This is a genomic window from Microbulbifer maximicatervae (SeqCode) (assembly GCF_052468095.1).
On the sequence record NZ_CP174332.1, the window covers coordinates 2,638,464 to 2,659,776 of the forward strand.

Genomic DNA, 21,313 nt, shown 5'->3' on the forward strand with positions numbered 1-21,313 from the left:
GCTAGCAAAATAGGTTGTAAAATTGACCTCCTGCAAGTGGCCACCTTTACTAAATTCAGCAGTACTTACCGGGAAAATTCCAACCACTTAGATTGGTACATTTTCAGGCCAAATATCCAAATTTCTACTTAAAGCGGCCTGAATGCGAAACCAGGAAAGCCATTCAGCTAGAGCAGAAGAAAAACGTCGCAATCTCATCCTCTTCCATATCCGAACGCCAATCCCAACAAGACTTTCTGTATAAATGATGAGTGATGAATAATTTTAAGCTTTAAATAAAGCATTACTACAACCAACACCCTCCTCAATGTTAGTATTAGGCCGTTTCAATATGAATATTCTACAGACCCTATCTATTTCAAGAATAATTTAACCTTCAAAGGGCATATAACTTATGGTCAAGTATTTGGCTCTCATCTCATTTTTTCTTATGGCTACTTTCGCAAAGGCTACAGACCTTAAGAGTTCTCCCCTGGTAATTGGCGACTCAATTAGTTTTCAGTCAAAGATATTAAAGGAAAAGCGCACCTTAAATGTCTACTTACCCGAGAGCTACCATCGTGAACCTGAAAGAAACTACCCCGTAATCTATCTTTTAGATGGCTCCTTATCCGAAGACTTTATCCATATAGCGGGAGTGCTCCAATTCGGCTCATTCTCATGGATTAATATGCTTCCAGAATCCATTCTTGTAGGCATAGAAAATATTGATAGAAAACGCGACTATACATTTCCATCCAAAATAGCTTTAGATCAAAAAGAATTTCCATCATCAGGCGGATCAAAGGAATTCATTGATTTTTTGGACAAAGAGGTTCAACCCATTATTGCGAGCAATTTCCGTACAAAAGAAAAGTCCACACTGATAGGTCAGTCTCTGGGAGGACTTGTAGCTACAGAAATCCTGATAAAGCATACGGACCTTTTCGACAACTATATTATTATCAGCCCAAGCTTATGGTGGAGTGGAGAATCTCTTCTGACAAGCATCCCTGAAGACTGCTGTGAGGACAAACAGATCTATATTGGAGTTGGAAAAGAGGGGGAAGTGATGGAGCGCCTAGCGCGAACACTATACAACAAGCTAGATAATAAGAAGAGCAACACAAAAATACACTTCGGCTACTTTGAACAACTAGACCATGGTGACACTCTGCATCTTGCTGTTTACGATGCGTTTGGAAAGCTGTTTTCAGACAAAGCCCCTAAAAACTAGAAACATTTTTCAACTTAAAACTGGTTGCTTTCGTTTCAGGAAATAGAATACAAAACCTGCGGGAGCAACACACCACTTACCTCACCATCAATCAAGTACACAATTACCATAGCGTCAACCTCATTTCAGCGACGCTCTGAAAGAGAGGCGGTGTGACATTTACAGTAAACACCGCCAACACCCTACATTTTCTCAACCTACGTCAAGGCTGCACGACGGAAGTTGTACACAGCCACCTGGGACAGAATAAATAGTGTAAATGTCACCACCAAACCAGTCAGCATTACGGGCTCGTAGCCCTCAACCAATACAGAAATAAGCCGCGAAGAACCATTAAATAGAAAGTACATCGAGGCAGGAAGTATTAATAACCACTCTTTGCGAAAGGCACCAATTGCCGTAATAATCGCTAAGCTAAGTGTGGGGGCACCGAGAGTACGTAGGTTAGTGAAACCGTAATTAGTTGTGGCATCAAACCCTGCTGGACCATTAACAACTTCCGGGAAAAGCATGGTCACTAAGCCAGCCGAACCCAATATAAGTACAAATATACCGGAAAGAAATTGTGCGAAACGAATCATATTAAATATTCCATCTGGTTGATTAAATGAACAGAATGAGAACTCAAAGATCCCCTGAAAAATTCCTTATCATTTCTGCGAGACCTCAAGAGGCCCTTAGCCCGGATAACAGACCAAAGCAGTGCTACTAATTGACTATATCAAGTCTCACTATTTTTGATTGCGCAGGGGGCAGAGTGATTAGCATTCAGGCTTCCAGCAAACATGAGCAAGTAATAAAAGTGACTGGTTTATAGTCTTCAGCGGTATCAGCTATAGTTTGCCCTAGGAGGGTTCTAATCAAACCACCAGGACGATAACTAATGCTCGTCGGGCTAAACGTAAAACCAACATCACCATTAGCACCAGCAATGAACATGTATTCATTCTTTAGCCCCTCAATAACAAGAGGGTTTAAATATAACGACATATCGTTAGAAAAGTACGCCGTTAAGACAAGGACTAGATTAACCAGCAAGCCAACACTTTACTTGGAACATCCAGTCAAGGATTTGTACAAATCCGTCAAATCGCCTTTTTACGCATTTGGGAAGGGGCTACTTGATAGTGCTGCTTGAACACCCGGGAGAAGTAACTAAGCTCATCAAAACCACACTCCAAAGCAACTTCAGTCAGGCTAAGATCGCTATTGAGAATCAGCTGCTGTGCTTTCTCCATCCGTTTCGAGGTAATATATTTCGTGGCACTACTGCCATAGACTTGCTTAAATTTACGAGTGAATGTTGACTCGCTCATATGGCATAGAAAAGCTAAATCCGCCAGCTTCAGAGAGGAGTATAAGTGAGCTTGCACCACTTCCTGAAGTTTAGGCTGTTGCCTGATGAACAACTGCCCCAACATCTTCACAACTGTTCCACTGCTATCGAGCCTGGGGATGAGCTCTACTAATTCTCGAACCTTTAATGCCACCAGTGGCTCACTGAATACTTCTGGCTGCTGGATATAGTCAATTATGCTACGCATATAATTGGAGAGCAGTACAGATTCCTGCAGGCGCTCAGCCGAGGGGGGCTGATTATTGGACTTATTATCCTCCTTAACAGCAGCCCTACTTTCGCCATTATTACCAAAGACATCAGGCATACCACTTGGGTAGAGTCGCTGTAATAGCTCTGACGTTAGCCGAAAACCGATGAAATTAATTTCATTGTTTATTCCGTCATCATGCCACTGATTAATAAAATTATCTGTCTTCATTAGCACAGTGGCACCTGGACTCAAGGTGAGGGTTTCATCACCACAAACCAAGGTTGAACAGCCACTGATAACGTAAACCAACCTTGCCTCATCAACCAAACGGTCTTGATAACTTAACGGTGCCCTGAATTTACGCTGACCAATTACCATTTTCCCTTGTATTTTAAATACAACTGATTCTTCACTATCTGGCATAAATTATTATCTTTATCAGGGACCTAGTCATTTGCAATAAAACATGAAGCATATCAACTTTTCAATCAGAGAAAACAACCAATCGGAAGTGATTACCATAGCTTCTCTGGCAGGGGACCAAGTTAAATCCAGGGGCTATAAAGAACATGCTCTACAAAGCATCTTCTAAGCCTAAGAGACTCAAAAGCCTCTGAAAGGAATAAAACAACTTAAGGAGCCTCTGAACAACTCCGTGATATCTTTGGCATGCAGAGCGGTACAATCAAGGCGCGGCTTCGCAGAAATGTCTAGACCTTTCAAGATGTTGCTACACCACCGCGTTAACTTCCACTTTATTCCCTACTGGATCAAAAAATACTAATTGCCGTACATTGCGCCCGGGCACATCCATTAAGTGATTGGCGACTCCCAACGCATCCAGACGCTGCTTAACCGGCTCAAGCGCATCTGTACGGAAAGCTATATGATCCAGGTAGGGCTTCTCGGGCTGGTCACCGCTCACCTCACCATCTATCAAATGCAAAATAGCCCTACCATTGCCATAGAGCCAAAATCCATTACGCCTGAAATTTGGCCTCTCACCCTCGGTCAGACCGAGAACCTGGGCATAGAAGTCCCGTACCCGCTTTAGGGTTTCCATAGGAGCAGTAATATTGACGTGGTCGAGTTCCATCTGTTTTCCCTAATTTACAAGGCACATCCTTGTGCCTGATTATCAGCAAGTTATCTATCAATAACTTACACAATACTCTTGTTCCGCAACTCTTCCACTTGCTCGTCACTTTTGCCAAGCAAATCTCGCAATACTTCCTCAGTGTGCTCACCCAATACTGGCGGCGCCTGGGTGTAGTCGAGTGCGGACTCGGAGAAGATTACAGGGTTACGCACGGTCTTCACCTTTCCAGCTTCCGGATGATCCTGCTCAACCACCATACCCCGGGCCTGTACTTGAGGATCAGCAAAAACCTCTTCCAATGTATTGATAGGCCCACAGGGAACATGAGCATCACTAAGATGCTGGAGCCACCAAGCGGATTCGTGCTTACGAGTCGCAGCTTCAATCTGAGGCACCAATTCTTCACGGGCCATAACCCGCGCTGAATTAGTCCCGTAGGCAGGATTTTCTGCCAGTTCTTCTGCACCCGCGATTCCGCAGAAGCGTTTAAACTGATCATCATTACCCACTGCCAACATAAAATAGCCATCTTTTGAAGGGACTGCCTGGTAGGGGACTATATTGGGATGGCCGGTTCCCTGTCGCTCAGGGCTTTTACCAGAAGTAAGGTAATTTTGGGCTTGGTTAGCCAACCATGAAACCTGGGTATCAAATAAGGCGAGGTCGATATGCTGGCCAACACCCGTATGCTGCCGGTGAACAACAGCTGCCAATACAGAAGATACTGCATACATCCCTGTCATCAGGTCCGCTACGGCCACCCCCACCTTTTGCGGGCCCGCGCCCGGTTGCCCTTCCGGCACACCGGTAATACTCATCAGGCCACCCATCCCCTGGATCATCGCATCATAGCCTGCTCGTTTTTTGTACGGGCCAGTTTGCCCAAAACCTGTAATCGAGCAGTAGATAACACCAGGATTGATCGCCTTGATGGATTCATAATCCAGGCCGTACTTTTTCAGCCCATCTACTTTGTAGTTTTCAAGAAGGATATCGCATCGGGCTGCCATCTCCTTGATCAGGGACTGGCCATCTTCAGTAGTGATATCTACGGTTACTGATTTTTTTCCGCGATTGGCACTTAGGTAGTAAGCGGCATCAGCAGTATCATTTCCCTTCTCATCCTTTAGGTAGGGAGGGCCCCAGTGGCGAGTGTCATCCCCTCGCTCCGGGCGCTCTACTTTAATAACCTCAGCCCCAAAGTCAGCAAATACCTGCCCAGCCCAGGGTCCGGCGAGAATACGACTTAAATCGAGTACCTTTAAGTGTGCGAGTGGACCTGCCATAACTTCCTCATATCGCTTACTTGCGGGATAACCGCATATTTTTGCGGCAGCCTAACAGATAATTTACGCCCGCGCTTTGATTGGCCGGGTTAGGTATTCGTCATATACTTTACTGCGCAATAAAAATAAGGAAGCTCAGCATGGCCGCTATAGAAGCTCAAAAATTTGAATCTTTTCGCGAATTTTACCCATTCTATTTACAGGAACACAGCAACCTCACCTGTCGTAGGCTGCACTTTTTTGGTACCAGCCTGGTGTTCGCGACAATAATTGCGGCTGTAGTAACTTCCAATATGTTGTGGCTAGCAGTTACTCCTGTCGCGGGCTACGGGTTTGCATGGATCGGGCACTTTTTCTTTGAAAACAACCGCCCGGCAACCTTTAAGTATCCGTTCTACAGTTTTATCGGAGACTTTGTTATGTTTAAAGATATGCTGATCGGGCGAATCGAACGCTAAACAAACTATTTTTTAGTGGCCGACAAGCCGTATTTCCGCAATTTGTTGGCCACAGCGGTATGAGAAATACCCAGTTCCTTAGCCAGCTCCCTGGTTGAGGAGTGACCTTTGATAATGTCCGCCAACAACGCCCTCTCCAGCTGCTCCATCATTTCCTTATAGGTAAGTCCACGGCTCCAGTCCCGCCAGGGAAGTTCCGCCTTAACCATTAAATCCGGCACATCCGCACAACTGATCGACGCCGCCCCTCTAATCAAGCATTGACTGGATGCGGCCATTAAATAGTCCCTGAGGCCGTTGAAGTTATCCGGCCAGTCGTGGAGTTTGATCAACTCCATCACCTCGCGATCAAAATTGAGCTCACTTGCCTCTGGAGACTCCTGGCGCATTAAAGTACTGGCATAGCGCGGCAGAGCCGGTCGCATATTTCGCAACGGGGGCAAGGACATCGCTAACGACGAAAAGAGCTGTGCAAGTGGCGGCGCAATAGATTCCCTATCAATAGCGGTGGCCACCAATCTCAGCGATGCCGGCAAATTGCGGAGTTTTCTCAATAAATCAACTTGAGCTTCTGTTTTGAGAGTATGTATATCCTCAAGAATCAAAGTACCCGTTCGACGAAGATGTGAAGGCAGCTGCATAGTGCCGTCACGTGGGATAATTCGATAGCAATCAGCCCTTGAGGCCGACGGGGAGAGGTAATGCACCGCACAGGCAAACGTTGTCTTTCCTGTGCCCCGCTCACCCAGTATCAACAGAGGTGCACTGAGTTCAGATAAGTCCTGTAACTGGAGGCAACTCCTTCGACGCAAATCAAAATCCCACAACACCATCGGTCTTGGCAGCTCAGTGACAAACTCGCTGCTATCCCAAGGCTGTAAACGCAGTACCGCCCCAGCCAGTGAGTCAACCGCTCCGGGATTTCCCTCCAGAGTGATCGGGGACCAGTCCACACGAAAACTCTGCCCCCTTACCACCAGAGGCAGTCCGTAGCGAGGTAGTGCAAAATCCCGCAGTAATTCTGCGACCTGCATAAGCGGCAGGAATCTCTGCAGCTGTAGACCTGGCACCTTGTCCAGGCTCACACCGAAAGCCCTTGCGGCTGCCAGATTCGCAGCGACCACCCTGCCCTCGCGATCCACACTAAGAACCGGGTCAGTCACATGACTCAGCAAAGTGTCCAACTCGAAATGACGTCGCTCCAGAGGCAATAGAGAGATCCTCCGCACCCGCTTAACTCCAGGAACCTGGTGCAGGGACTTCTCGATAGTCTGGTATTGAGTGGCAAGCATCCCGGGCGCTATCAGATAGACCTTATCTCCACTGTCACCCCCGAGCTCACCAGAGGTCACATTTATCCGATATTTTCCGAAAATTTGCATTATTTCGTGCAAAATGCCAACACGATTTGCACAAGTAATCTCTACCCGCACAGCGTCACCTGTAAAGAAATGTTTACAGAAAGTGTAATTTGAACTCCCCAGAAGGCGCAATAGCTCGCCGCTACCTCTCCCCACCAAGGGCACGCCTGGCTAAAAATAGAGGTCGAAACATAACAACAACAGGTTCAGCGGCAGGTGCTGGGCACTGGGAATCAGCGAGAGCTACCGAGCCGCAGGAGAGACATTCATGAAGAAAGAAGCAAAGAAGGCAAGCAAGTACGTTGCCCGTAAGCCCAATGAAGACGGCTTTATCGAGTATACCGACCTTGAACACCAAACTTGGCAGCGTCTGATTGAACGCCAACTGGATGTCTTACCTGGCCGCGCCTGCGATGAATATATGCACGGCCTGGAGCTGTTGGACCTACCGAAAGACCGTATCCCCCAGCTCGAGGAAATCTCCAGCGTGCTGCGCAGGGAAACTGGCTGGGAAGTCGCCCGGGTTCCCGCCCTTATCGGCTTCGAAACCTTTTTCGGTCTTCTAGCGGATCGCAAATTCCCAGTTGCTACCTTTATACGCACTCCCGAAGAGTTTGATTATCTGCAGGAACCGGACATCTTCCACGAAATTTTTGGCCACTGCGCCATGCTCACCAACCCAGCATTTGCAAACTTCACGCAAAAATACGGACAACTGGGCCTTAAAGCCTCGCCTAAAGAGCGCGCCTATTTAGCCCGCCTCTATTGGTTTACAGTGGAGTTCGGCCTGCTGAACACCGACGATGGTTTGCGCATTTACGGTGGCGGCATTCTGTCTTCCCCGAAAGAGACACTCTACGCACTGAGTCACCAACCAGAGCGCTACGATTTAGACGCGGTTACCGCACTGCGCACCCCATATCGCATCGATATTGTTCAACCCATTTACTATGTTCTCAACAGCTTGCAACAGCTGCAGGAACTGACAGAAATTGACCTGATGGCCAAGGTCCGCGAGGCCATTGAGCTGGGACTATTCGAACCCCGCTTCCCGCCCAAAGACGCAGCCTGATCTGCATTCAAGATTGGGCGGCCAACTTCCGCCCAATCTCACCTCTACTAAAAAGCTCCCCCAGAAGCGTTGCACATCTAGGGAAATTCCACTACCAGCACTCTCCCCCTGAGCCTATCGTATCTGCAGTAGGTGTGATGGTAGTTCGATGACTTTCATCCAATAGCCCCCACACCCACTCGCCCAAATACCGTTAGGGGTAGCCAGGGAGGCAATGTAATCAGCGCAAGGACACAAAACCCCTACCTTATAGGGAGCGCATAGCACTATGTCCTCACTTGACGCGATTGATAGAAAACTTCTTGCGATTCTGCAATCTGACGTCAGCCTTTCGATCGAGGAGCTGGCGGAGCGTGTGGGCCTGACAAAAACCCCATGCTGGCGCAGGGTGCAGAAACTGGAAAAGAGCGGCATCATTCGACGCAAAGTCGCCTTGCTTAATGCCGAGATTTTAGGACTTCCGGTCTCAGTGTTTGCCCAGGTTAAAACTGACCAGCACACACCGGAGTGGGCCGACAACTTTGCCGAACATATGGCACAGTTGCCAGAGGTTGTGGCTTGCTACCGTATGGCAGGCGACTACGATTACCTGTTGCGAGTGGTTGTAAGCGATATCACGGCCTACGACCGTTTTTACAAGGAGTTAATCCGGCATGTCGGCATCAGCGATATTGTCTCCAACTTTGCCTTGGAACAGATCAAAAGCACTACCGAGTTACCGATTCCATCCGGTGAGTAAAGTCTCAGCGCAACCACTTGGTAGGCACATAGCCCTTTCAGCTGTTCGCACATCTATGGATAATGGTTAAATCTCGCTCACACACAAGGATGGCCTGTGGCGGACAGCTCCCTTTTCCAATCATTTTTCTTGATCTTTAGTGGCGCAGCAATTGTTGCCTCACTGGCTCTTTTTGGACGACAACCACTTCTGGTCGCTTACATCGCTCTCGGTGTTTTACTCGGCCCATCCGGCTTTGCAGTAATCGACAACCTGCGACTTCTATCCGATATGTCCAGCGTTGGGATTATCTTCCTGCTCTTCCTGTTGGGGCTGGATATGCAGCCTCAAGCGCTGGTAGCTGTATTGCGCAAAGCTACATTTGTGGGGGTTGTAAGCTGTGCGATCTTCCTCGGCCTTGGCTTTGGCATAGGCTTGCTGTTTGGATTTACTACCGTTGAATCCTGGGTAATCGGCATGGCGCTGATGTTCTCTAGCACCATTATCGGTATCAAACTGCTTCCCACGACCGTACTTCACCACAAGCACTTGGGTGAACTTATGGTGGGACTTCTTCTTTTTCAGGACTTTGTGGCAATAGTCTGCCTAATGGTACTGCTGAGTGATAACACCGGTGACGAACAGATCTGGCAATTGGCTCTCTCCTTTGGATCGCTGCCACTGCTGATCCTTTTTGCCTGGCTAATAGTAAAATATATTTTATTACCACTTTTTACCCGCTTTGACCGCTTCCACGAATACGTATTCTTAATGGCACTTGGATGGTGCATGGGAATGGCAGAGCTGGCAGAAGTTGTTGGCCTTTCAAGAGAGATCGGCGCATTTATTGGTGGTATCACGCTGGCTGCCAGCCGGATTTCACAGTACATCGCCCTCAGCCTTAAACCTCTGCGAGACTTCTTCCTGATCCTGTTCTTTTTCAGCCTCGGAGCGCAATTCAAGCTGGCCATGCTGCCCGAAATTCTACTCCCTGCCCTGGTCACAGCCGCCGCAGTTCTGGTAATAAAACCCGTTGTATTTCACTTCCTGCTTGGAAATCGCAGTGAGCACAAAGTGCTCTCGTGGGATATTGGATTTCGACTTGGGCAAATTAGTGAATTTTCCCTGTTAATCGCCCTGCTCGCTTATACGCAAAACCTGATTGGCAGCGCAGCATCACATTTAATCCAGGCAACCGCGATCCTTACATTCCTGGTGTCGTCTTACATTGTGGTGATGAACTTTCCCAATCCCATTGCAATCAAGGATGAGTTGCGAAGAGACTAAACCTCTTAGTCTCTTCCTGTAGCAGGATTTAGCAGACCACTGCAATCGACTAACAATGGTGACAGCTTATTAAAGCTTAAACACCCTTTCAGCATTCTTATATAAGAAGAGCTCGGCAACCTCATTCCCCAACTCCAGAAGGTGCATTTCCTTTAAACACATCTCCGGTGTCAGCATGGGATAATTAGTCCCGAACATCACCTTATTCTTACCGTGAGACTTGATAAATGAAACCAACTCGCGGGGGTACCTTTTTGGCTTATAAGCAGAAGTATCTATGTAGACATTGGGAAACTTGGTCGCAAAAGCGATCATTTCATTGTGCCAAGGGTACCCAATATGGCCGCAGACAATCTTTAGATCCGGAAAATCGAGAGCAATCCGCTCAATATGAGCAGGACGGCCAGAATCAGAGCTGCGCAACGGCCCGGTAAGACCCACTTGCAAACAAACTGGCACATCCAGCTCAACACAAGCCGCATATAGCGGATAATACAAAGGGTGAGTACAAGGCAACTCCCAGAGCCACTGCACAATACGCAGCCCTTTAAAGTCATGTTCCAAAACGTACTTGCGCAGGGTTTGCACAGCCTCTACTGGCTTTCGCAAGTCCACTGATGCCAGACCGCAAAACCTGTCAGGATGAGTTAAAGTAAGATCCAGTACTTCATCATTGCTTATCAAGGCTCCGCTCGGCCCATGCCAAGCAGAAATCAATGACTTGGACACATCTGCCATATCCATAGCTGACAGGGTCCACTCAAGGGGCACTTCTTTAAAGTCCTGCCCCATCCAACGCTTCAAAGTATCAAAGAAAGGTTCAGCAAGAAAACGCTCTGTAGGATGCTGGGCCCAAACATCAATCACTTTCATGTTAGCAACTCCCTGCTATTGCAAGCCTTCCCTCTATTCTCTGGTAGCACAAGTATTACCAGTGAACAGCTGCACCCTTTTAAAGAAAATTTATTGGCTATTTACTTGAGAGGCATCGCCACACTACTAAAGAAATCTCTCTCCTTAGAAAAGGAAAACGCTAAAGATGTAACTTTGCCCATAACCCTATCACGGTCAACCAAGCCCCAATATCTCGAATCCAAGCTATCGTTGCGATGATCTCCCATGACAAAGTACTTACCTTCAGGGATCTCAATAGTCTTCCCAATATATGGCAATTTCTTATTACCACTAAGCTTGAACTGATGCTCCCTGCCATCAATGACTTCCCTACCCAGGATGTCCGAACCCACCCCACTTTCCAGGCGATACTCAAGCTGAGCCCCATTAACAAACACATTCACCCCTTCAATACGTAAGCTATCACCGGGGACGCCTATTACACGCTTCACATATAGTTGATCAGTGTGAGGAGGCAAAAAGGTAATAACATCTCCCCTGGAAGGGTTCCCCCATTGAGCAACCTGCTTATTGAAGAAAAATAAAGTTGGCCCATAGCTCGTCTTATCTACCCACAAAAAATCACCAGGATGAATAGTAGGCTCCATAGACCCACTTGGTACTGGAGACCAATCGGCATACGCTGACTTGAAAAAGTACATAAGAAATAGAAACAATATTGCACCGCGGTTGTTTCTTACCGCACCCTTAAAACTAAACCCACTCATTCTCTAAACTCCTTTCCCAGGGCAACGCACCACTTAAAACTGATCACTCAGAAATAACAGAACCTCTGAAAACTAAAAAATCAGCCTCTAGCTTTCATTAGGTGGGACATTACCCTTATAAGAACGTTCGAAAAGGATTACTCTATTTGCAGCACATCCGTACTAAAAAAAGGGGGCCATAAATATCAAAGGGCACTCGTATTACACAGCGTTTATAAACTCGGATAAAGCTCCAAAATCTTTTCTCTTAGCCATCGATGAGCTGGGTTTGTTGTCTGCGACTTATGCCAGGTGAGCTGAAGTACTACCTTTGGAAATGCCATTGGCAGTTTGAGCATACGTATGGGAAGCTCTTTATAATAGCTTGAAATCATCATTCTTGCTGGTACAACGCCAATTAAATCGGTTGTGCAAACCACATAGGGGAAAGACGAGAGGTGTGGGACTCGCAAACAAATATTGCGCTGTAACTTTCTGGGCCTGGCTAGCCTTTCCATTGGAGAGCCCATAGGGTTTCCTCTTAATAGGGATACTTGTGGCAGCGATTGGAATTTTTTTTCACTGATTGTCTCACCCACATTTTTATTATGTTTGCTGACAATAATCACAAGCTCTTCTTCTGCGATAGGCTGGTTAATATAGCTGGGGGAATTGACAGGTAGGTAGTCAATGATTAGGTCTACTTCTCCATTACTCACCATTCTGGCTGTCATTTCTGACTCATCGGGGAGTACAGTAAGCCCGATGCCGGGTGCAAATTCTCGCAGCCATTTGCAGAATCCGGGGATCATCAGAGTTTCCACCACATCGGGCATAACGACGGAGAATTCCTGCTCTGCTTTCCGGTAATCAAAAGACGTTTGCTGGAAGCCTGAACGGACGGTGTTGAGTGCCTGGTGAATAGAGGGGTGCAGTACCAGTGCGCGTTCAGTGGGGCGCAATCCCCTAGCGGTCCGTATAAAAAGCTCATCTTCATAAGTAGCTCTCAACCGCTTGAGGGCAGCACTAACGGCCGGTTGGCTCATATGCAGTTTTACTGCAGCTCTGGTCAGGTTTCGCTCAATCATAAGTGCTTCAAAAACGGGAAGCAGATTTAAATCCAGTGATCTAAGGTGCGTAGACATTATCAACCTGATGAATAATGCATTTAATAATTATTTATTAGACGATACATGATGTCCCTGATTATATTTATCGTCAATAGCATGAAAAACCGTAAATACTATAAAAAGTCAGGTGAAATATGTCGAACATGCATGATACGGCGGCTTTCAGAGAGCAATATAGAGCCTATGCCCATAGCCGCTATAGCGGCTGTCTCCATTTAGGGAGTATTCTACTGATCAGCCTAATCGGTGCTATTTACTGTATTTTTCAAATAAGTGAGCTGAGGGCGCATGAACTGCTAATAATTCCACTGGGAATTCTTGCTTACAACGCTGTAGAGTATGCCGCCCATCGCTGGTCTGGGCATAATAAGTTGAGATTTACCAAACTGTTTTACAAGAGGCATACTGGCGATCACCACAGTTTCTTTTCTGCACCATTGCTGTCTTTTGAGTCAACTCGTGATTGGCGTATAGTACTGTTTCCAATCTATCTAACAGCTGTTATCACTTTTATTCTGGCACCACTTTGTGGTTTTTTTCTATCCTGGGTGGCTTCAGGTAATATGGGATATATCACAGCAGCAACCATGATATTAAATCACCTGGCTTATGAGCTAATGCATATCGGTTATCACCAGCCCAAGAGTCACTGGTTTCATAAAGTGCCAGTGTTTCGTGAGTTAGCCCACTTACACAGAATTCATCATCACCGTAAACTAATGAAAATTTATAATTTCAATTTAACTTTTCCGCTATTCGACCTTTTATTAGGCACTTTCTATTGGGAGCCGCAGGATTCCTTTGACGATTTTCGCGACTGATAGTTTGTAGATTACTTGTACCTTATTACGCACTAGGTTCTGCCTTTGATCTTGATCTTCTTCCTGTAATCTTGCCAGCATTAACTCTCGGATAATTGGCACTGGCGCATTACCAAAACTTAGAAACTCCTCATGGAAGACCTTGAGATCAAACTTTTCCCCAGGACAACGCACCACTAAACTGATTGCTCTATTTAAAGTACATCCGTACCAGAAAAAAGGGAGCCATAAATACCAAAAGGACAATCACATTATACAGCGTTGACTTGGCCAGCATTCTTATACCAGCCAAGAAATTCAACAATAAATTCTGGGAAACTAAGAGCTGTGATAATTAAGCATTGAGTTGCTCCTACACTGGAAAGAACACCTCACCAAAAGGTGTTCCGCTTTGTAGGCTTATCCAGCAATAGAGGGACCATAGAAGCTCGTACCGCTATGTATAGGCAACATTCACATCAAAGCGATTGGTAATAAATTCGGAAAGTTGCTTAACTGAACAATTTGACTGCTTGATCGTAAACTCTTCTGCAATTTTTCGCGGATACTTAACCTTCATCCTTTGATCTTTTTCTGAGCTATATTGAAACGTTATTTTCTCTACCTTATCAAGGTCTACAGTCTTCTTTATAAAGACTCCGGTATAAACCGTTAGTGTATTCCCATTAATTTCTGCAAGTGGAAGTAATCGTATCAAAGAAAGGTATATATAAACGATAACACCTAAAGAACCTAAAATCACAAAAGTCCAAAAGGTAAGATCTGACTCACCACTCTCGGCTGAAGAGCCAAACATGCGCGTAAAGATAAGAGCAACTAGTAATGCAATACCTATAACACCAAGATTGACAGTTAAGATCTTTTTCGCAGACTCACGTGAACCGAGTCCATTTCTATAAATTTTTTCCATACATCCCCCTCAAATCATTCCGTTACTTGCTAAAGGTATCCACCAATTATACATGCCCAAAACCAGTATCAGTAGTGGCAGCCACCCCCAAAAAATACCAACAGAACGAATGAAGTTGTCAATCAGTAAAGTAAGGACTTAAGAGGGAACTTCTATTTCCCGAAGGATTCTATTAACAGCATCGGTTTTATCCAACAAGGACAACATCTTATCATCAGATACATACCCCTTCTCCAAGTGTTTCTCTCGAACTTTAAGTGGAGCTGACCGTTTCAAGGGCGCAGGGATATCCAAATATTCAACATCCTGTCCTTGCACAGATTCTAAACAATCAATATTTGGGCTAATACTCTGCTCAATATCGCCAAAGGGGTCACTCAGTGGCATTGCCGCAGGAACTGCCGGGCTAGCAAAGCTGATCTTCCTTTGCAGCATTTCAGCCTCTGACTGGATGGATGCTATCCGCTGCTCCATAATTGACTCAAATTGAGAAAACCTTTCTTTTTGATGGGTAATCTCTAACTGTAGGACTTTAATTTCCTTTTTGTGGATCAGATTGGAAATCATCCAGGATAAAGCAACCCCGCCACTTAGTAACGCAAAATAAATACCTACAATATATTCCCAGTTATTAACAACACTCTTGCCTATAAATGTTATTAACTCTTCATCTGTCACGTATAGCACTCCATTTCTACACAACTCTTTATCAAGCAAATACAGCTAAGGGCCTTCAGCTCCACTCCCCCCTTGAGAGATTAAGTTTACAGCGGTAGTTGACTCAACCCTGCAGTTCGGCACCTAAATCCATTAGCCATTTACTCTTATCACCTTATCAATATGAGGCCTTGCCGATAAAATTTCTTTTACTAACTTGTATTGGCTCCGCCACTGATCTGATTCTTTAAAAAATACCACTCCCGGCATATGAGCCTCACTCTCGCAAAAATCGGAAGCGTCAACTGAGTCTTCACATTGATGGAGCTTACGAAGGTAGGCAAGAAGTCTCTCAGTTGAAAACTGCTCAAGCTCCTCTAAGCTAAGCAGCTTAACATATCTAGGCATCATTCATCGCCCCCACACCCGCTCTATTGTTCATTCCTTAACAAAATAAGCAAGAGTGCAAGAAACATAAAAGCTAAAACTCTTCTGATGTCCGTCGAAATCAATCGTACGCTTGATAGACCAACTGATCAACTGAGAACTCGTGGAGCCGGCTTGCAAAGCAATCAAAATGCTTCGATCATGCTACTACGAACACAATAAATAGAGGGGGTTTGGTGGCATACTCATAATTCTGCCCCCAAAATCATTGAAATTTTCGTGTGCAGACATAGCTTTGCAGGAAAGGTATTCAGCCGCAGGCTTGCTTTATGAGTAAGACATATCAATCGGGTGCTTTAACATCCAAAGGCTAACTTGTGCGACCAACCTAGCACGATAACAGCCTGCCCCTCAGAAACATAAAGTAGTCTAGGGCCTATATGTAACGAATGAAATTTGCCTCCTCATGATCTCTAAGCGCCAACTCTAAACTTCCCAATCCATTACTAATGGCATAATCAATAGCAAGTATTGCCATTTAGCATATAAAACCATTTAACTTTATGTAATTTATCTGCTAGCCAATCTTTCAGTACGTATTAGATAAGCCCGCCTATAGACCGCATAACCACCCCAAGCAGCACCTGTTGAAGCAATACAGAAAACCATATAAAAATCAGATAAGATTTGAAATCTTACAAGAAAGCCGACTGCAGCAAGCATACATAGAGCTACTAACGCAGCCCATTTCATTTTCCTAGTAATTACTGCATAACCTCTATAAACAGATGAATGATATAGCCCAAAAATTACAGAAACGGCAATACAAAAAACCAACCCCTCAACATCGAAATTGGGGCTAGCCAAAATCAGGAACGGAAAAAGGCACCCTGAAGCTGATATAATTTTGTCTCCTTGAAAGCCAGCCTCATCCCAAAAAATACTATAAATATGATTCTGATCTCCTTCTGATTCGGTTGACATCTTTACCCACAGTGGAATCAAGAAAATGACTCCAAGCAGCCCCAAGATAAGAAGAACAAATAAAACCACCCCAAAAAAAATAGCAGTCATCACTTAATTCACTCACAACACCTCAACCACCCTTTACAGAGAAGTAGCACAATACGGGATAAACTATCAGGCTACAAATGTAAAGTGTATTGATCTTCAAGAGGGTTCTATATGAAGCCTCCACTCAGGTGAAAAAATTGAGTAACTATAATCCTCTGAGTATTCACTAATATAGCTGTAACCTGGGCCACGCCCAGCTAGCTTGACCAGAAACCGCTGAAAGCTAGCAAGGATGCCAGCACTTCCGTACACCCTTAAAATATTCCGGCTATTCCAATCATCCATTGAAAAGTAATCGTTGGCTTTGTTCTGAAGAGCTGTGAAAAGCTCCTCTTTTGTCTCATCACAAATAATCTCGATTGATATTTCTGACTCAGATATCACTAGCACTGACTCATTTTCCCCAATGGCTTTTCCAACAGCATCAGCGAACAGCAAGTAATCTTCTGACTTCGCACTTAAGACAAGATCATCAATCAATCCATTTGACCGAAACATTTGCCTTACTTCTATCTTCACTATTTTTTACCTAACTCGCTAACATACCCAATACTTTCACTTCAATGCCAGTTTTTTCTGTTAAAGCTTAACGAATTACCACTTCAGCTGCCTAACTTTTATGCATCTTCAAAAACTCGTAGGGCCTTCTCACCCAGCCAAACTACGGTACCTACCATTAAGCAGCTCATGCCGCCACCCAGCACTGAGGTAACTAATGCACTAACACCCTGCACCTGCTCACCGTTTGCAGTGACAGTTCCAAAGCCAAAAAAACCAAGAACTCCGAGAACCAACCATAATAACCCGATACTACAACAGCATGCTAAAAAGCAACGTTTAAACGTAAATTGATTTCGGCTTTCATCAATCGCTCCTTGCCGGGGAATTGATCCTGACAGCCCTGCAATCCTATTATTCAGCTCTTGGACTTCCATCTTTTTCTTAGAAAGTTCAGCTTTCAGATTACCATGCCTTTCTGGATATTTTCCCTGGTCCATTCCATCAATGGCTTCTTGTAACTCTTGAATAGTGTAAGTTTCAATTTTTCTCATACTAAATACGGTAGCAACCATAACACTCTATATAAGGGTGGCCGGGGTTTTGGATATTTTACAATCGACCCGGAAGATACCCTCTAAATCATAAACATTTCACATCGACTCTCCAAATAGCTCTTTACAGCATTTCCAGCCCCCTACTTAACAACACATACATTCCTTGAAAAAAACTGGAAGCATAAATCTAGCTTCAGGAAAAACAGGATGTTCACACGAACTACACATAAAACCGAGCTCAGGCGCTTACAAAAAACCAACCGCCCCGACTATCTCAACGCAGCATCCCAAATTGATTTAAAGATCAGGCACTCAAGATGTAACTTTTCTTAGCGAGTTCGCAACTAGTACATCGATAAATCATACTGCAACAATAAATATCCGTATAAATCTACGAAATAGCTACTCTTAAATAAAATAATTAGAGCAACACCCAAAACTGGCAACAAAGGCACCAAAATGGCACTTAGTCGACTGAACGGCGCCACCTCTAAATATGCAAGACCACTGAATTTTGGGTTAACCCGAACGTCAACAACATCTCCTGGCCGGTATTTTTTGGTAAGGTAAGATTCATATTCCAAACTCGGAAACAGGTCATAACCTCGCAAAACTGGCGTTTCGGATTTATACTCTCTTCCTCTAAATTTATAATTGAAGGCAATTATTGCTTCAGTTACCTTTTTTCCATTGGAATCCAATTGATTCAGCAATCGGGAGTGAGTGATCTCTCCAACTACCACAGGCCAATTGCCGAATGTTTTTCGCATCCTCAGATACACAACCGTCTGGAAAAACCCAAATAAAATCATAACCGCAGGAATAAGTAATTGTATAGCTTTAAAGATCATTAATTTATGCTCCTAATATCGTGAGCAGCGGCGGTCTATTCTGGAAACTTTATGCGTGCCGATTGCAATGAATCTACAATGCAAAACATATATTTGACATCCTACAACAAGGCTCACAACCGATACATTATCAATCACGACCCTCCCAAATTGGGATGCCGAATTACATTTGAGAAATTGTTGACTTTTGCGGAAGATAATCAACCACCAGCGATCAAACTCACGCTGCACCATTAGCCTGAGCACTCAAAATGCTCTACCCTGTTATAATCCGGACTTGTCTCTATCCTTCTTGCGAAGTTCTATTAACTCCTCCAATCTCATCAACTTCCTTTCATTCCTTTCCACGAAGTACTCTATTAACCTTAAATTATCTTTTTGCCACGCATCCATATGCAGCTGTGTTGCTTTCATCGTCACTTCATTTATACGATCTAGCTTTTTAAAAACTGGCCTTTGATTAATCTCCCTTAACTCCAGCAACTCTTCAAAAGTGAGCATTGAAACAATATTATTAACCAGTAATTCCTCAAGCTCCTTGGGGTCGAACTTAAATACATTGGAAGACACCACATCCATGTACAACTGTTCTTCCATGGCAACAATTTCCGGCGACACTTCACTAACCCCATAGAGAGGCTCATATAACTTTATAAAGTCCTCTCTTTGTTCATCGAAGAGTTCTTTGAGGTCTGCAGATTCTTTTTTGGCGACATCATCGATAAATATTTCTCGAGCCAAATCTTCACTTGATTGAGAAAAACCTACCCCCGGTATACACAGGCAGAATAGAAATATATTCTTAATAACTTTATTCATTTGACATTTCACTTAAAACTTCGACCACGTACTTTTCAATAACCGCACCCACCGATAGAATTATATGGGCATCCAGATATCATCACGCCCTACATTTCATATCTGGTTAAGCCTCAGAAAATAGAGGCTTTAATAAATAGAAGATATTGACGATAGAGTCACAGGATAAATAGATAACAACGTCTAGACATCTATCCACTTCCCCCACCTAAGAAAACCTGCAAACTTCATTGAAAATCAATGAGTTAGCTAATTTCAAAACAGTGCAACCAGATGAAGCTGGTTTTGACTTTAGACATCTTGGGAGGATTAGGCTAAAAACCAAGCTTTATGTCAACTTATAAAGATAATGAGATGTAGTCGATGCTGGCGTGTACAGCTAATGGCTGGTGAACTAATTGGAATTTATTTTTATGAAGAAGATAATTTGTAGAAACTTAATCTTATTGAATCTATAACTTAATTAGGAAGGAATGCTTCGCCTAATTTCAACGAGCAGACTTTTGCTCGTTGAAATATGCATAAATACTCAAGTCTAGTGAGTCACTTGCCAGTTTCCAGATTCAAAAAGAACGCCCCAAAATCCGCTTGGCGGCATCCATCGCAAAATCCTTATAGTCCGCCTCTACTTGCGCCATCTCCAATTCATACTTGAACTGTTCTTTACGCGGCAGTTCTTTCCAGTCTTTGAGAATTGGGATATGACTGGTTTTCTCTGCGATGGTGTAAAAGGCCACAAACTCTTCACGCACTTTATCTTCCACCTGAAGTGCATCCAAAAGAACGCGAATACGAATCGAAGCTTCGGTAAGCCCGACTCCATCATCCAATAGCGTGCGAGCAATAATCTGAATACTGTCATTTACTCTTTGTCGCTGATCCTCTGCAGCCTGCTCTAGCTCAGCTAGCTGCGCGGCCTGCTTCTTCTGTGCAATCGATAGTTTGCGCAGATAGTAGCCAGCTACAATCGCCAGGGAGAAGATAACTAAAGCCGCAACAATCAGCAGCCAAGTAGGAAACACAGTCATTAAATATACACCTTAAGTAACGCCAGCCCGATGCTGGCCGAAATAACAGAGAGCACTGTACTAAGACCAACAATATTGGCCGCCAATTGGCTATTACCACCCATGGTATGAGCCATCACAAAGGCCGATATCGCACAAGGCGAGCCAGTGATCAGCATTAAATAGCCCAAATAGGTCGGACTCATACCCAGGGCCCAGCCAATCAGCACTGAGAGTATCGGTACCCCTAATAACTTGAGCACTGAGGAGGTCAGCGCTGTTGGCGAGCTACGCAGTAGCTGGCCTAGCTTCATACTCGCACCAATGCAAATCAGCCCCATTGGTAAACTTGCAGAGCCCAGTATTTTAACGGTATCAAGCACCATTTGTGGCACTTTGATATCCAGCACCCGGCACAAAATTGCCAGGAATACCCCGATGATTAATGGGTTCTTTGCCAACTCCTTCAGCAACAAGCCCAGGCTGAATTTCTTCTCTTCGTTGTAAAAAACAAAAAGTATTACGGCGAATACATTGAACTGAATTGTCAACGCTGCAACCAGCACTGCCGAGTGAGAAACGCCCGACTCACCAAACGCCTTCTCAACCCAGGCGAGCCCCACAATGGCAACGTTTCCACGAAATGCACCCTGGATAAACGCACTGCGATCCTTCACAGTAACGGGCCGAGCCATCAGCCAAGATATGGGGATTATCGCGAAGGTACCCAAAATTCCCGCTGTTAAAAGGGGGATCTCTTCTGAGGGTTTTGCATTCGATGAATAAATACTATCGAACAACAGTGCAGGCAGCATCACGTTGAAAACCAGCACCGTTGCGTCGTCGATAAAGGATTTATGCAACATGCCCTGCCTAGTAAGCAAGTATCCACCGATAATCATCAAAAAGATCGGGCCTGTAACTAGCAGAGCAAAGGAAATATTTTCCATAGGG

Annotated in this window: 24 protein-coding genes; 6 read left to right on the plus strand and 18 right to left on the minus strand. The window is 44.8% G+C overall.

The genetic code is table 11. From position 1 onward, the window contains the following. The first annotated feature begins 394 nt into the window (after positions 1 to 394). Entirely contained in the window at positions 395 to 1,216 is an 822-nt protein-coding gene (locus ACJJIL_RS11265; RefSeq protein ID WP_444927664.1) for an alpha/beta hydrolase, read from the plus strand. Positions 1,217 to 1,413: 197 nt separating this feature from the next. Here the strand turns inward: ACJJIL_RS11265 and ACJJIL_RS11270 are convergent, their stop codons facing one another. The 4 genes from ACJJIL_RS11270 to ACJJIL_RS11285 all read right to left on the minus strand — a co-directional run bounded on the left by ACJJIL_RS11270 (position 1,414) and on the right by ACJJIL_RS11285 (position 5,151). After that, positions 1,414 to 1,797 carry a hypothetical protein gene (locus tag ACJJIL_RS11270; RefSeq protein WP_413665620.1) on the minus strand — a complete coding sequence of 128 codons (384 nt, stop codon included), beginning with the start codon at positions 1,795 to 1,797 and terminating at the stop codon, positions 1,414 to 1,416. A 504-nt stretch (positions 1,798 to 2,301) separates the two neighbouring features. Next, positions 2,302 to 3,189, minus strand: coding sequence for an AraC family transcriptional regulator (locus ACJJIL_RS11275; protein WP_445359711.1), 888 nt, complete (start codon positions 3,187 to 3,189; stop codon positions 2,302 to 2,304). 307 nt (positions 3,190 to 3,496) lie between these two features. After that, positions 3,497 to 3,862, minus strand: a complete 366-nt coding sequence (locus tag ACJJIL_RS11280) for a VOC family protein (RefSeq protein ID WP_445359712.1) — start codon at positions 3,860 to 3,862, stop codon at positions 3,497 to 3,499. 65 nt (positions 3,863 to 3,927) lie between these two features. Further along, positions 3,928 to 5,151 (minus strand): CaiB/BaiF CoA transferase family protein, encoded by a 1,224-nt coding sequence (locus tag ACJJIL_RS11285; protein WP_445359713.1) that lies wholly within the window; start codon positions 5,149 to 5,151, stop codon positions 3,928 to 3,930. A 140-nt stretch (positions 5,152 to 5,291) separates the two neighbouring features. Here ACJJIL_RS11285 and ACJJIL_RS11290 point away from each other — a divergent pair, with 140 nt between their 5' ends. Beyond that, a complete protein-coding gene (locus ACJJIL_RS11290; RefSeq protein ID WP_444897123.1) occupies positions 5,292 to 5,609 on the plus strand; it encodes an Mpo1-like protein in 318 nt (105 codons plus the stop codon). A gap of 5 nt (positions 5,610 to 5,614) precedes the next feature. On the opposite strand, the gene ACJJIL_RS11295 is transcribed toward ACJJIL_RS11290, so the two are convergent. Beyond that, positions 5,615 to 7,126, minus strand: a complete 1,512-nt coding sequence (locus tag ACJJIL_RS11295) for a TyrR/PhhR family helix-turn-helix DNA-binding protein (protein WP_445359714.1) — start codon at positions 7,124 to 7,126, stop codon at positions 5,615 to 5,617. Positions 7,127 to 7,238: 112 nt separating this feature from the next. Between ACJJIL_RS11295 and phhA the strand changes: the two genes are divergently transcribed. The 3 genes from phhA (at position 7,239) to ACJJIL_RS11310 (ending at position 10,047) form a co-directional block, all read left to right on the plus strand. Further along, positions 7,239 to 8,042, plus strand: a complete 804-nt coding sequence (gene phhA, locus ACJJIL_RS11300) for a phenylalanine 4-monooxygenase (protein WP_444897121.1) — start codon at positions 7,239 to 7,241, stop codon at positions 8,040 to 8,042. A gap of 268 nt (positions 8,043 to 8,310) precedes the next feature. Next, complete coding sequence (locus ACJJIL_RS11305; protein WP_108733441.1) at positions 8,311 to 8,781, plus strand: Lrp/AsnC family transcriptional regulator; 471 nt, start codon at positions 8,311 to 8,313, stop codon at positions 8,779 to 8,781. Positions 8,782 to 8,877: 96 nt separating this feature from the next. Next, complete coding sequence (locus ACJJIL_RS11310; RefSeq protein WP_444897120.1) at positions 8,878 to 10,047, plus strand: cation:proton antiporter domain-containing protein; 1,170 nt, start codon at positions 8,878 to 8,880, stop codon at positions 10,045 to 10,047. A gap of 69 nt (positions 10,048 to 10,116) precedes the next feature. Here the strand turns inward: ACJJIL_RS11310 and ACJJIL_RS11315 are convergent, their stop codons facing one another. The 3 genes from ACJJIL_RS11315 to ACJJIL_RS11325 all read right to left on the minus strand — a co-directional run bounded on the left by ACJJIL_RS11315 (position 10,117) and on the right by ACJJIL_RS11325 (position 12,793). Next, positions 10,117 to 10,920, minus strand: a complete 804-nt coding sequence (locus ACJJIL_RS11315; RefSeq protein WP_445359715.1) for an amidohydrolase family protein — start codon at positions 10,918 to 10,920, stop codon at positions 10,117 to 10,119. A gap of 101 nt (positions 10,921 to 11,021) precedes the next feature. Further along, complete coding sequence (gene lepB, locus ACJJIL_RS11320) at positions 11,022 to 11,669, minus strand: signal peptidase I (protein ID WP_445359716.1); 648 nt, start codon at positions 11,667 to 11,669, stop codon at positions 11,022 to 11,024. Between the two features lie 212 nt (positions 11,670 to 11,881). Next, positions 11,882 to 12,793, minus strand: coding sequence for a LysR substrate-binding domain-containing protein (locus ACJJIL_RS11325; RefSeq protein WP_445359717.1), 912 nt, complete (start codon positions 12,791 to 12,793; stop codon positions 11,882 to 11,884). A 119-nt stretch (positions 12,794 to 12,912) separates the two neighbouring features. On the opposite strand from ACJJIL_RS11325, the gene ACJJIL_RS11330 reads away from it, so the two are divergent. Beyond that, complete coding sequence (locus ACJJIL_RS11330) at positions 12,913 to 13,599, plus strand: sterol desaturase family protein (RefSeq protein ID WP_445359718.1); 687 nt, start codon at positions 12,913 to 12,915, stop codon at positions 13,597 to 13,599. A 436-nt stretch (positions 13,600 to 14,035) separates the two neighbouring features. Here ACJJIL_RS11330 and ACJJIL_RS11335 read toward each other — a convergent pair whose 3' ends face one another. From ACJJIL_RS11335 to ACJJIL_RS11380, 10 genes are all read right to left on the minus strand, one after another. Next, a complete protein-coding gene (locus ACJJIL_RS11335; RefSeq protein WP_444905417.1) occupies positions 14,036 to 14,509 on the minus strand; it encodes a hypothetical protein in 474 nt (157 codons plus the stop codon). 138 nt (positions 14,510 to 14,647) lie between these two features. Then, entirely contained in the window at positions 14,648 to 15,187 is a 540-nt protein-coding gene (locus ACJJIL_RS11340) for a hypothetical protein (RefSeq protein ID WP_445359719.1), read from the minus strand. A 132-nt stretch (positions 15,188 to 15,319) separates the two neighbouring features. Next, positions 15,320 to 15,577 carry a hypothetical protein gene (locus tag ACJJIL_RS11345; protein ID WP_445359720.1) on the minus strand — a complete coding sequence of 86 codons (258 nt, stop codon included), beginning with the start codon at positions 15,575 to 15,577 and terminating at the stop codon, positions 15,320 to 15,322. Between the two features lie 546 nt (positions 15,578 to 16,123). After that, positions 16,124 to 16,630 carry a hypothetical protein gene (locus ACJJIL_RS11350; protein ID WP_445359721.1) on the minus strand — a complete coding sequence of 169 codons (507 nt, stop codon included), beginning with the start codon at positions 16,628 to 16,630 and terminating at the stop codon, positions 16,124 to 16,126. A gap of 93 nt (positions 16,631 to 16,723) precedes the next feature. Further along, positions 16,724 to 17,146: a hypothetical protein gene (locus ACJJIL_RS11355; RefSeq protein ID WP_444897113.1), complete on the minus strand. Its 423-nt coding sequence runs from the start codon at positions 17,144 to 17,146 to the stop codon at positions 16,724 to 16,726. A 98-nt stretch (positions 17,147 to 17,244) separates the two neighbouring features. Then, positions 17,245 to 17,700, minus strand: a complete 456-nt coding sequence (locus ACJJIL_RS11360; protein ID WP_445354376.1) for a hypothetical protein — start codon at positions 17,698 to 17,700, stop codon at positions 17,245 to 17,247. Between the two features lie 326 nt (positions 17,701 to 18,026). Beyond that, positions 18,027 to 18,533, minus strand: coding sequence for a DUF3592 domain-containing protein (locus ACJJIL_RS11365; RefSeq protein WP_445359722.1), 507 nt, complete (start codon positions 18,531 to 18,533; stop codon positions 18,027 to 18,029). 264 nt (positions 18,534 to 18,797) lie between these two features. Beyond that, positions 18,798 to 19,352 carry a hypothetical protein gene (locus ACJJIL_RS11370; RefSeq protein ID WP_444913625.1) on the minus strand — a complete coding sequence of 185 codons (555 nt, stop codon included), beginning with the start codon at positions 19,350 to 19,352 and terminating at the stop codon, positions 18,798 to 18,800. Positions 19,353 to 19,915: 563 nt separating this feature from the next. After that, on the minus strand, positions 19,916 to 20,380 hold the full coding sequence (locus ACJJIL_RS11375; RefSeq protein WP_413665600.1) for a DUF2489 domain-containing protein: 465 nt from the start codon (positions 20,378 to 20,380) through the stop codon (positions 19,916 to 19,918). Next, on the minus strand, positions 20,380 to 21,309 hold the full coding sequence (locus tag ACJJIL_RS11380; protein WP_444897109.1) for an AEC family transporter: 930 nt from the start codon (positions 21,307 to 21,309) through the stop codon (positions 20,380 to 20,382). The genes ACJJIL_RS11375 and ACJJIL_RS11380 overlap by 1 nt, the downstream gene beginning before the upstream one ends. Positions 21,310 to 21,313: the final 4 nt, after the last annotated feature.

Bases quoted from the DNA above. Each gene is read 5' to 3' on its own strand.
- ACJJIL_RS11265 (WP_444927664.1), top strand. From the start codon at position 395: ATGGTCAAGTATTTGGCTCTCATCTCATTTTTTCTTATGGCTACTTTC.
- ACJJIL_RS11270 (WP_413665620.1), bottom strand. From the start codon at position 1,797: ATGATTCGTTTCGCACAATTTCTTTCCGGTATATTTGTACTTATATTG.
- ACJJIL_RS11275 (WP_445359711.1), bottom strand. From the start codon at position 3,189: ATGCCAGATAGTGAAGAATCAGTTGTATTTAAAATACAAGGGAAAATG.
- ACJJIL_RS11280 (WP_445359712.1), bottom strand. From the start codon at position 3,862: ATGGAACTCGACCACGTCAATATTACTGCTCCTATGGAAACCCTAAAG.
- ACJJIL_RS11285 (WP_445359713.1), bottom strand. From the start codon at position 5,151: ATGGCAGGTCCACTCGCACACTTAAAGGTACTCGATTTAAGTCGTATT.
- ACJJIL_RS11290 (WP_444897123.1), top strand. From the start codon at position 5,292: ATGGCCGCTATAGAAGCTCAAAAATTTGAATCTTTTCGCGAATTTTAC.
- phhA (WP_444897121.1), top strand. From the start codon at position 7,239: ATGAAGAAAGAAGCAAAGAAGGCAAGCAAGTACGTTGCCCGTAAGCCC.
- ACJJIL_RS11305 (WP_108733441.1), top strand. From the start codon at position 8,311: ATGTCCTCACTTGACGCGATTGATAGAAAACTTCTTGCGATTCTGCAA.
- ACJJIL_RS11315 (WP_445359715.1), bottom strand. From the start codon at position 10,920: ATGAAAGTGATTGATGTTTGGGCCCAGCATCCTACAGAGCGTTTTCTT.
- lepB (WP_445359716.1), bottom strand. From the start codon at position 11,669: ATGAGTGGGTTTAGTTTTAAGGGTGCGGTAAGAAACAACCGCGGTGCA.
- ACJJIL_RS11325 (WP_445359717.1), bottom strand. From the start codon at position 12,793: ATGTCTACGCACCTTAGATCACTGGATTTAAATCTGCTTCCCGTTTTT.
- ACJJIL_RS11330 (WP_445359718.1), top strand. From the start codon at position 12,913: ATGTCGAACATGCATGATACGGCGGCTTTCAGAGAGCAATATAGAGCC.
- ACJJIL_RS11335 (WP_444905417.1), bottom strand. From the start codon at position 14,509: ATGGAAAAAATTTATAGAAATGGACTCGGTTCACGTGAGTCTGCGAAA.
- ACJJIL_RS11345 (WP_445359720.1), bottom strand. From the start codon at position 15,577: ATGATGCCTAGATATGTTAAGCTGCTTAGCTTAGAGGAGCTTGAGCAG.
- ACJJIL_RS11360 (WP_445354376.1), bottom strand. From the start codon at position 17,700: ATGGTTGCTACCGTATTTAGTATGAGAAAAATTGAAACTTACACTATT.
- ACJJIL_RS11365 (WP_445359722.1), bottom strand. From the start codon at position 18,533: ATGATCTTTAAAGCTATACAATTACTTATTCCTGCGGTTATGATTTTA.
- ACJJIL_RS11370 (WP_444913625.1), bottom strand. From the start codon at position 19,352: ATGAATAAAGTTATTAAGAATATATTTCTATTCTGCCTGTGTATACCG.
- ACJJIL_RS11375 (WP_413665600.1), bottom strand. From the start codon at position 20,380: ATGACTGTGTTTCCTACTTGGCTGCTGATTGTTGCGGCTTTAGTTATC.
- ACJJIL_RS11380 (WP_444897109.1), bottom strand. From the start codon at position 21,309: ATGGAAAATATTTCCTTTGCTCTGCTAGTTACAGGCCCGATCTTTTTG.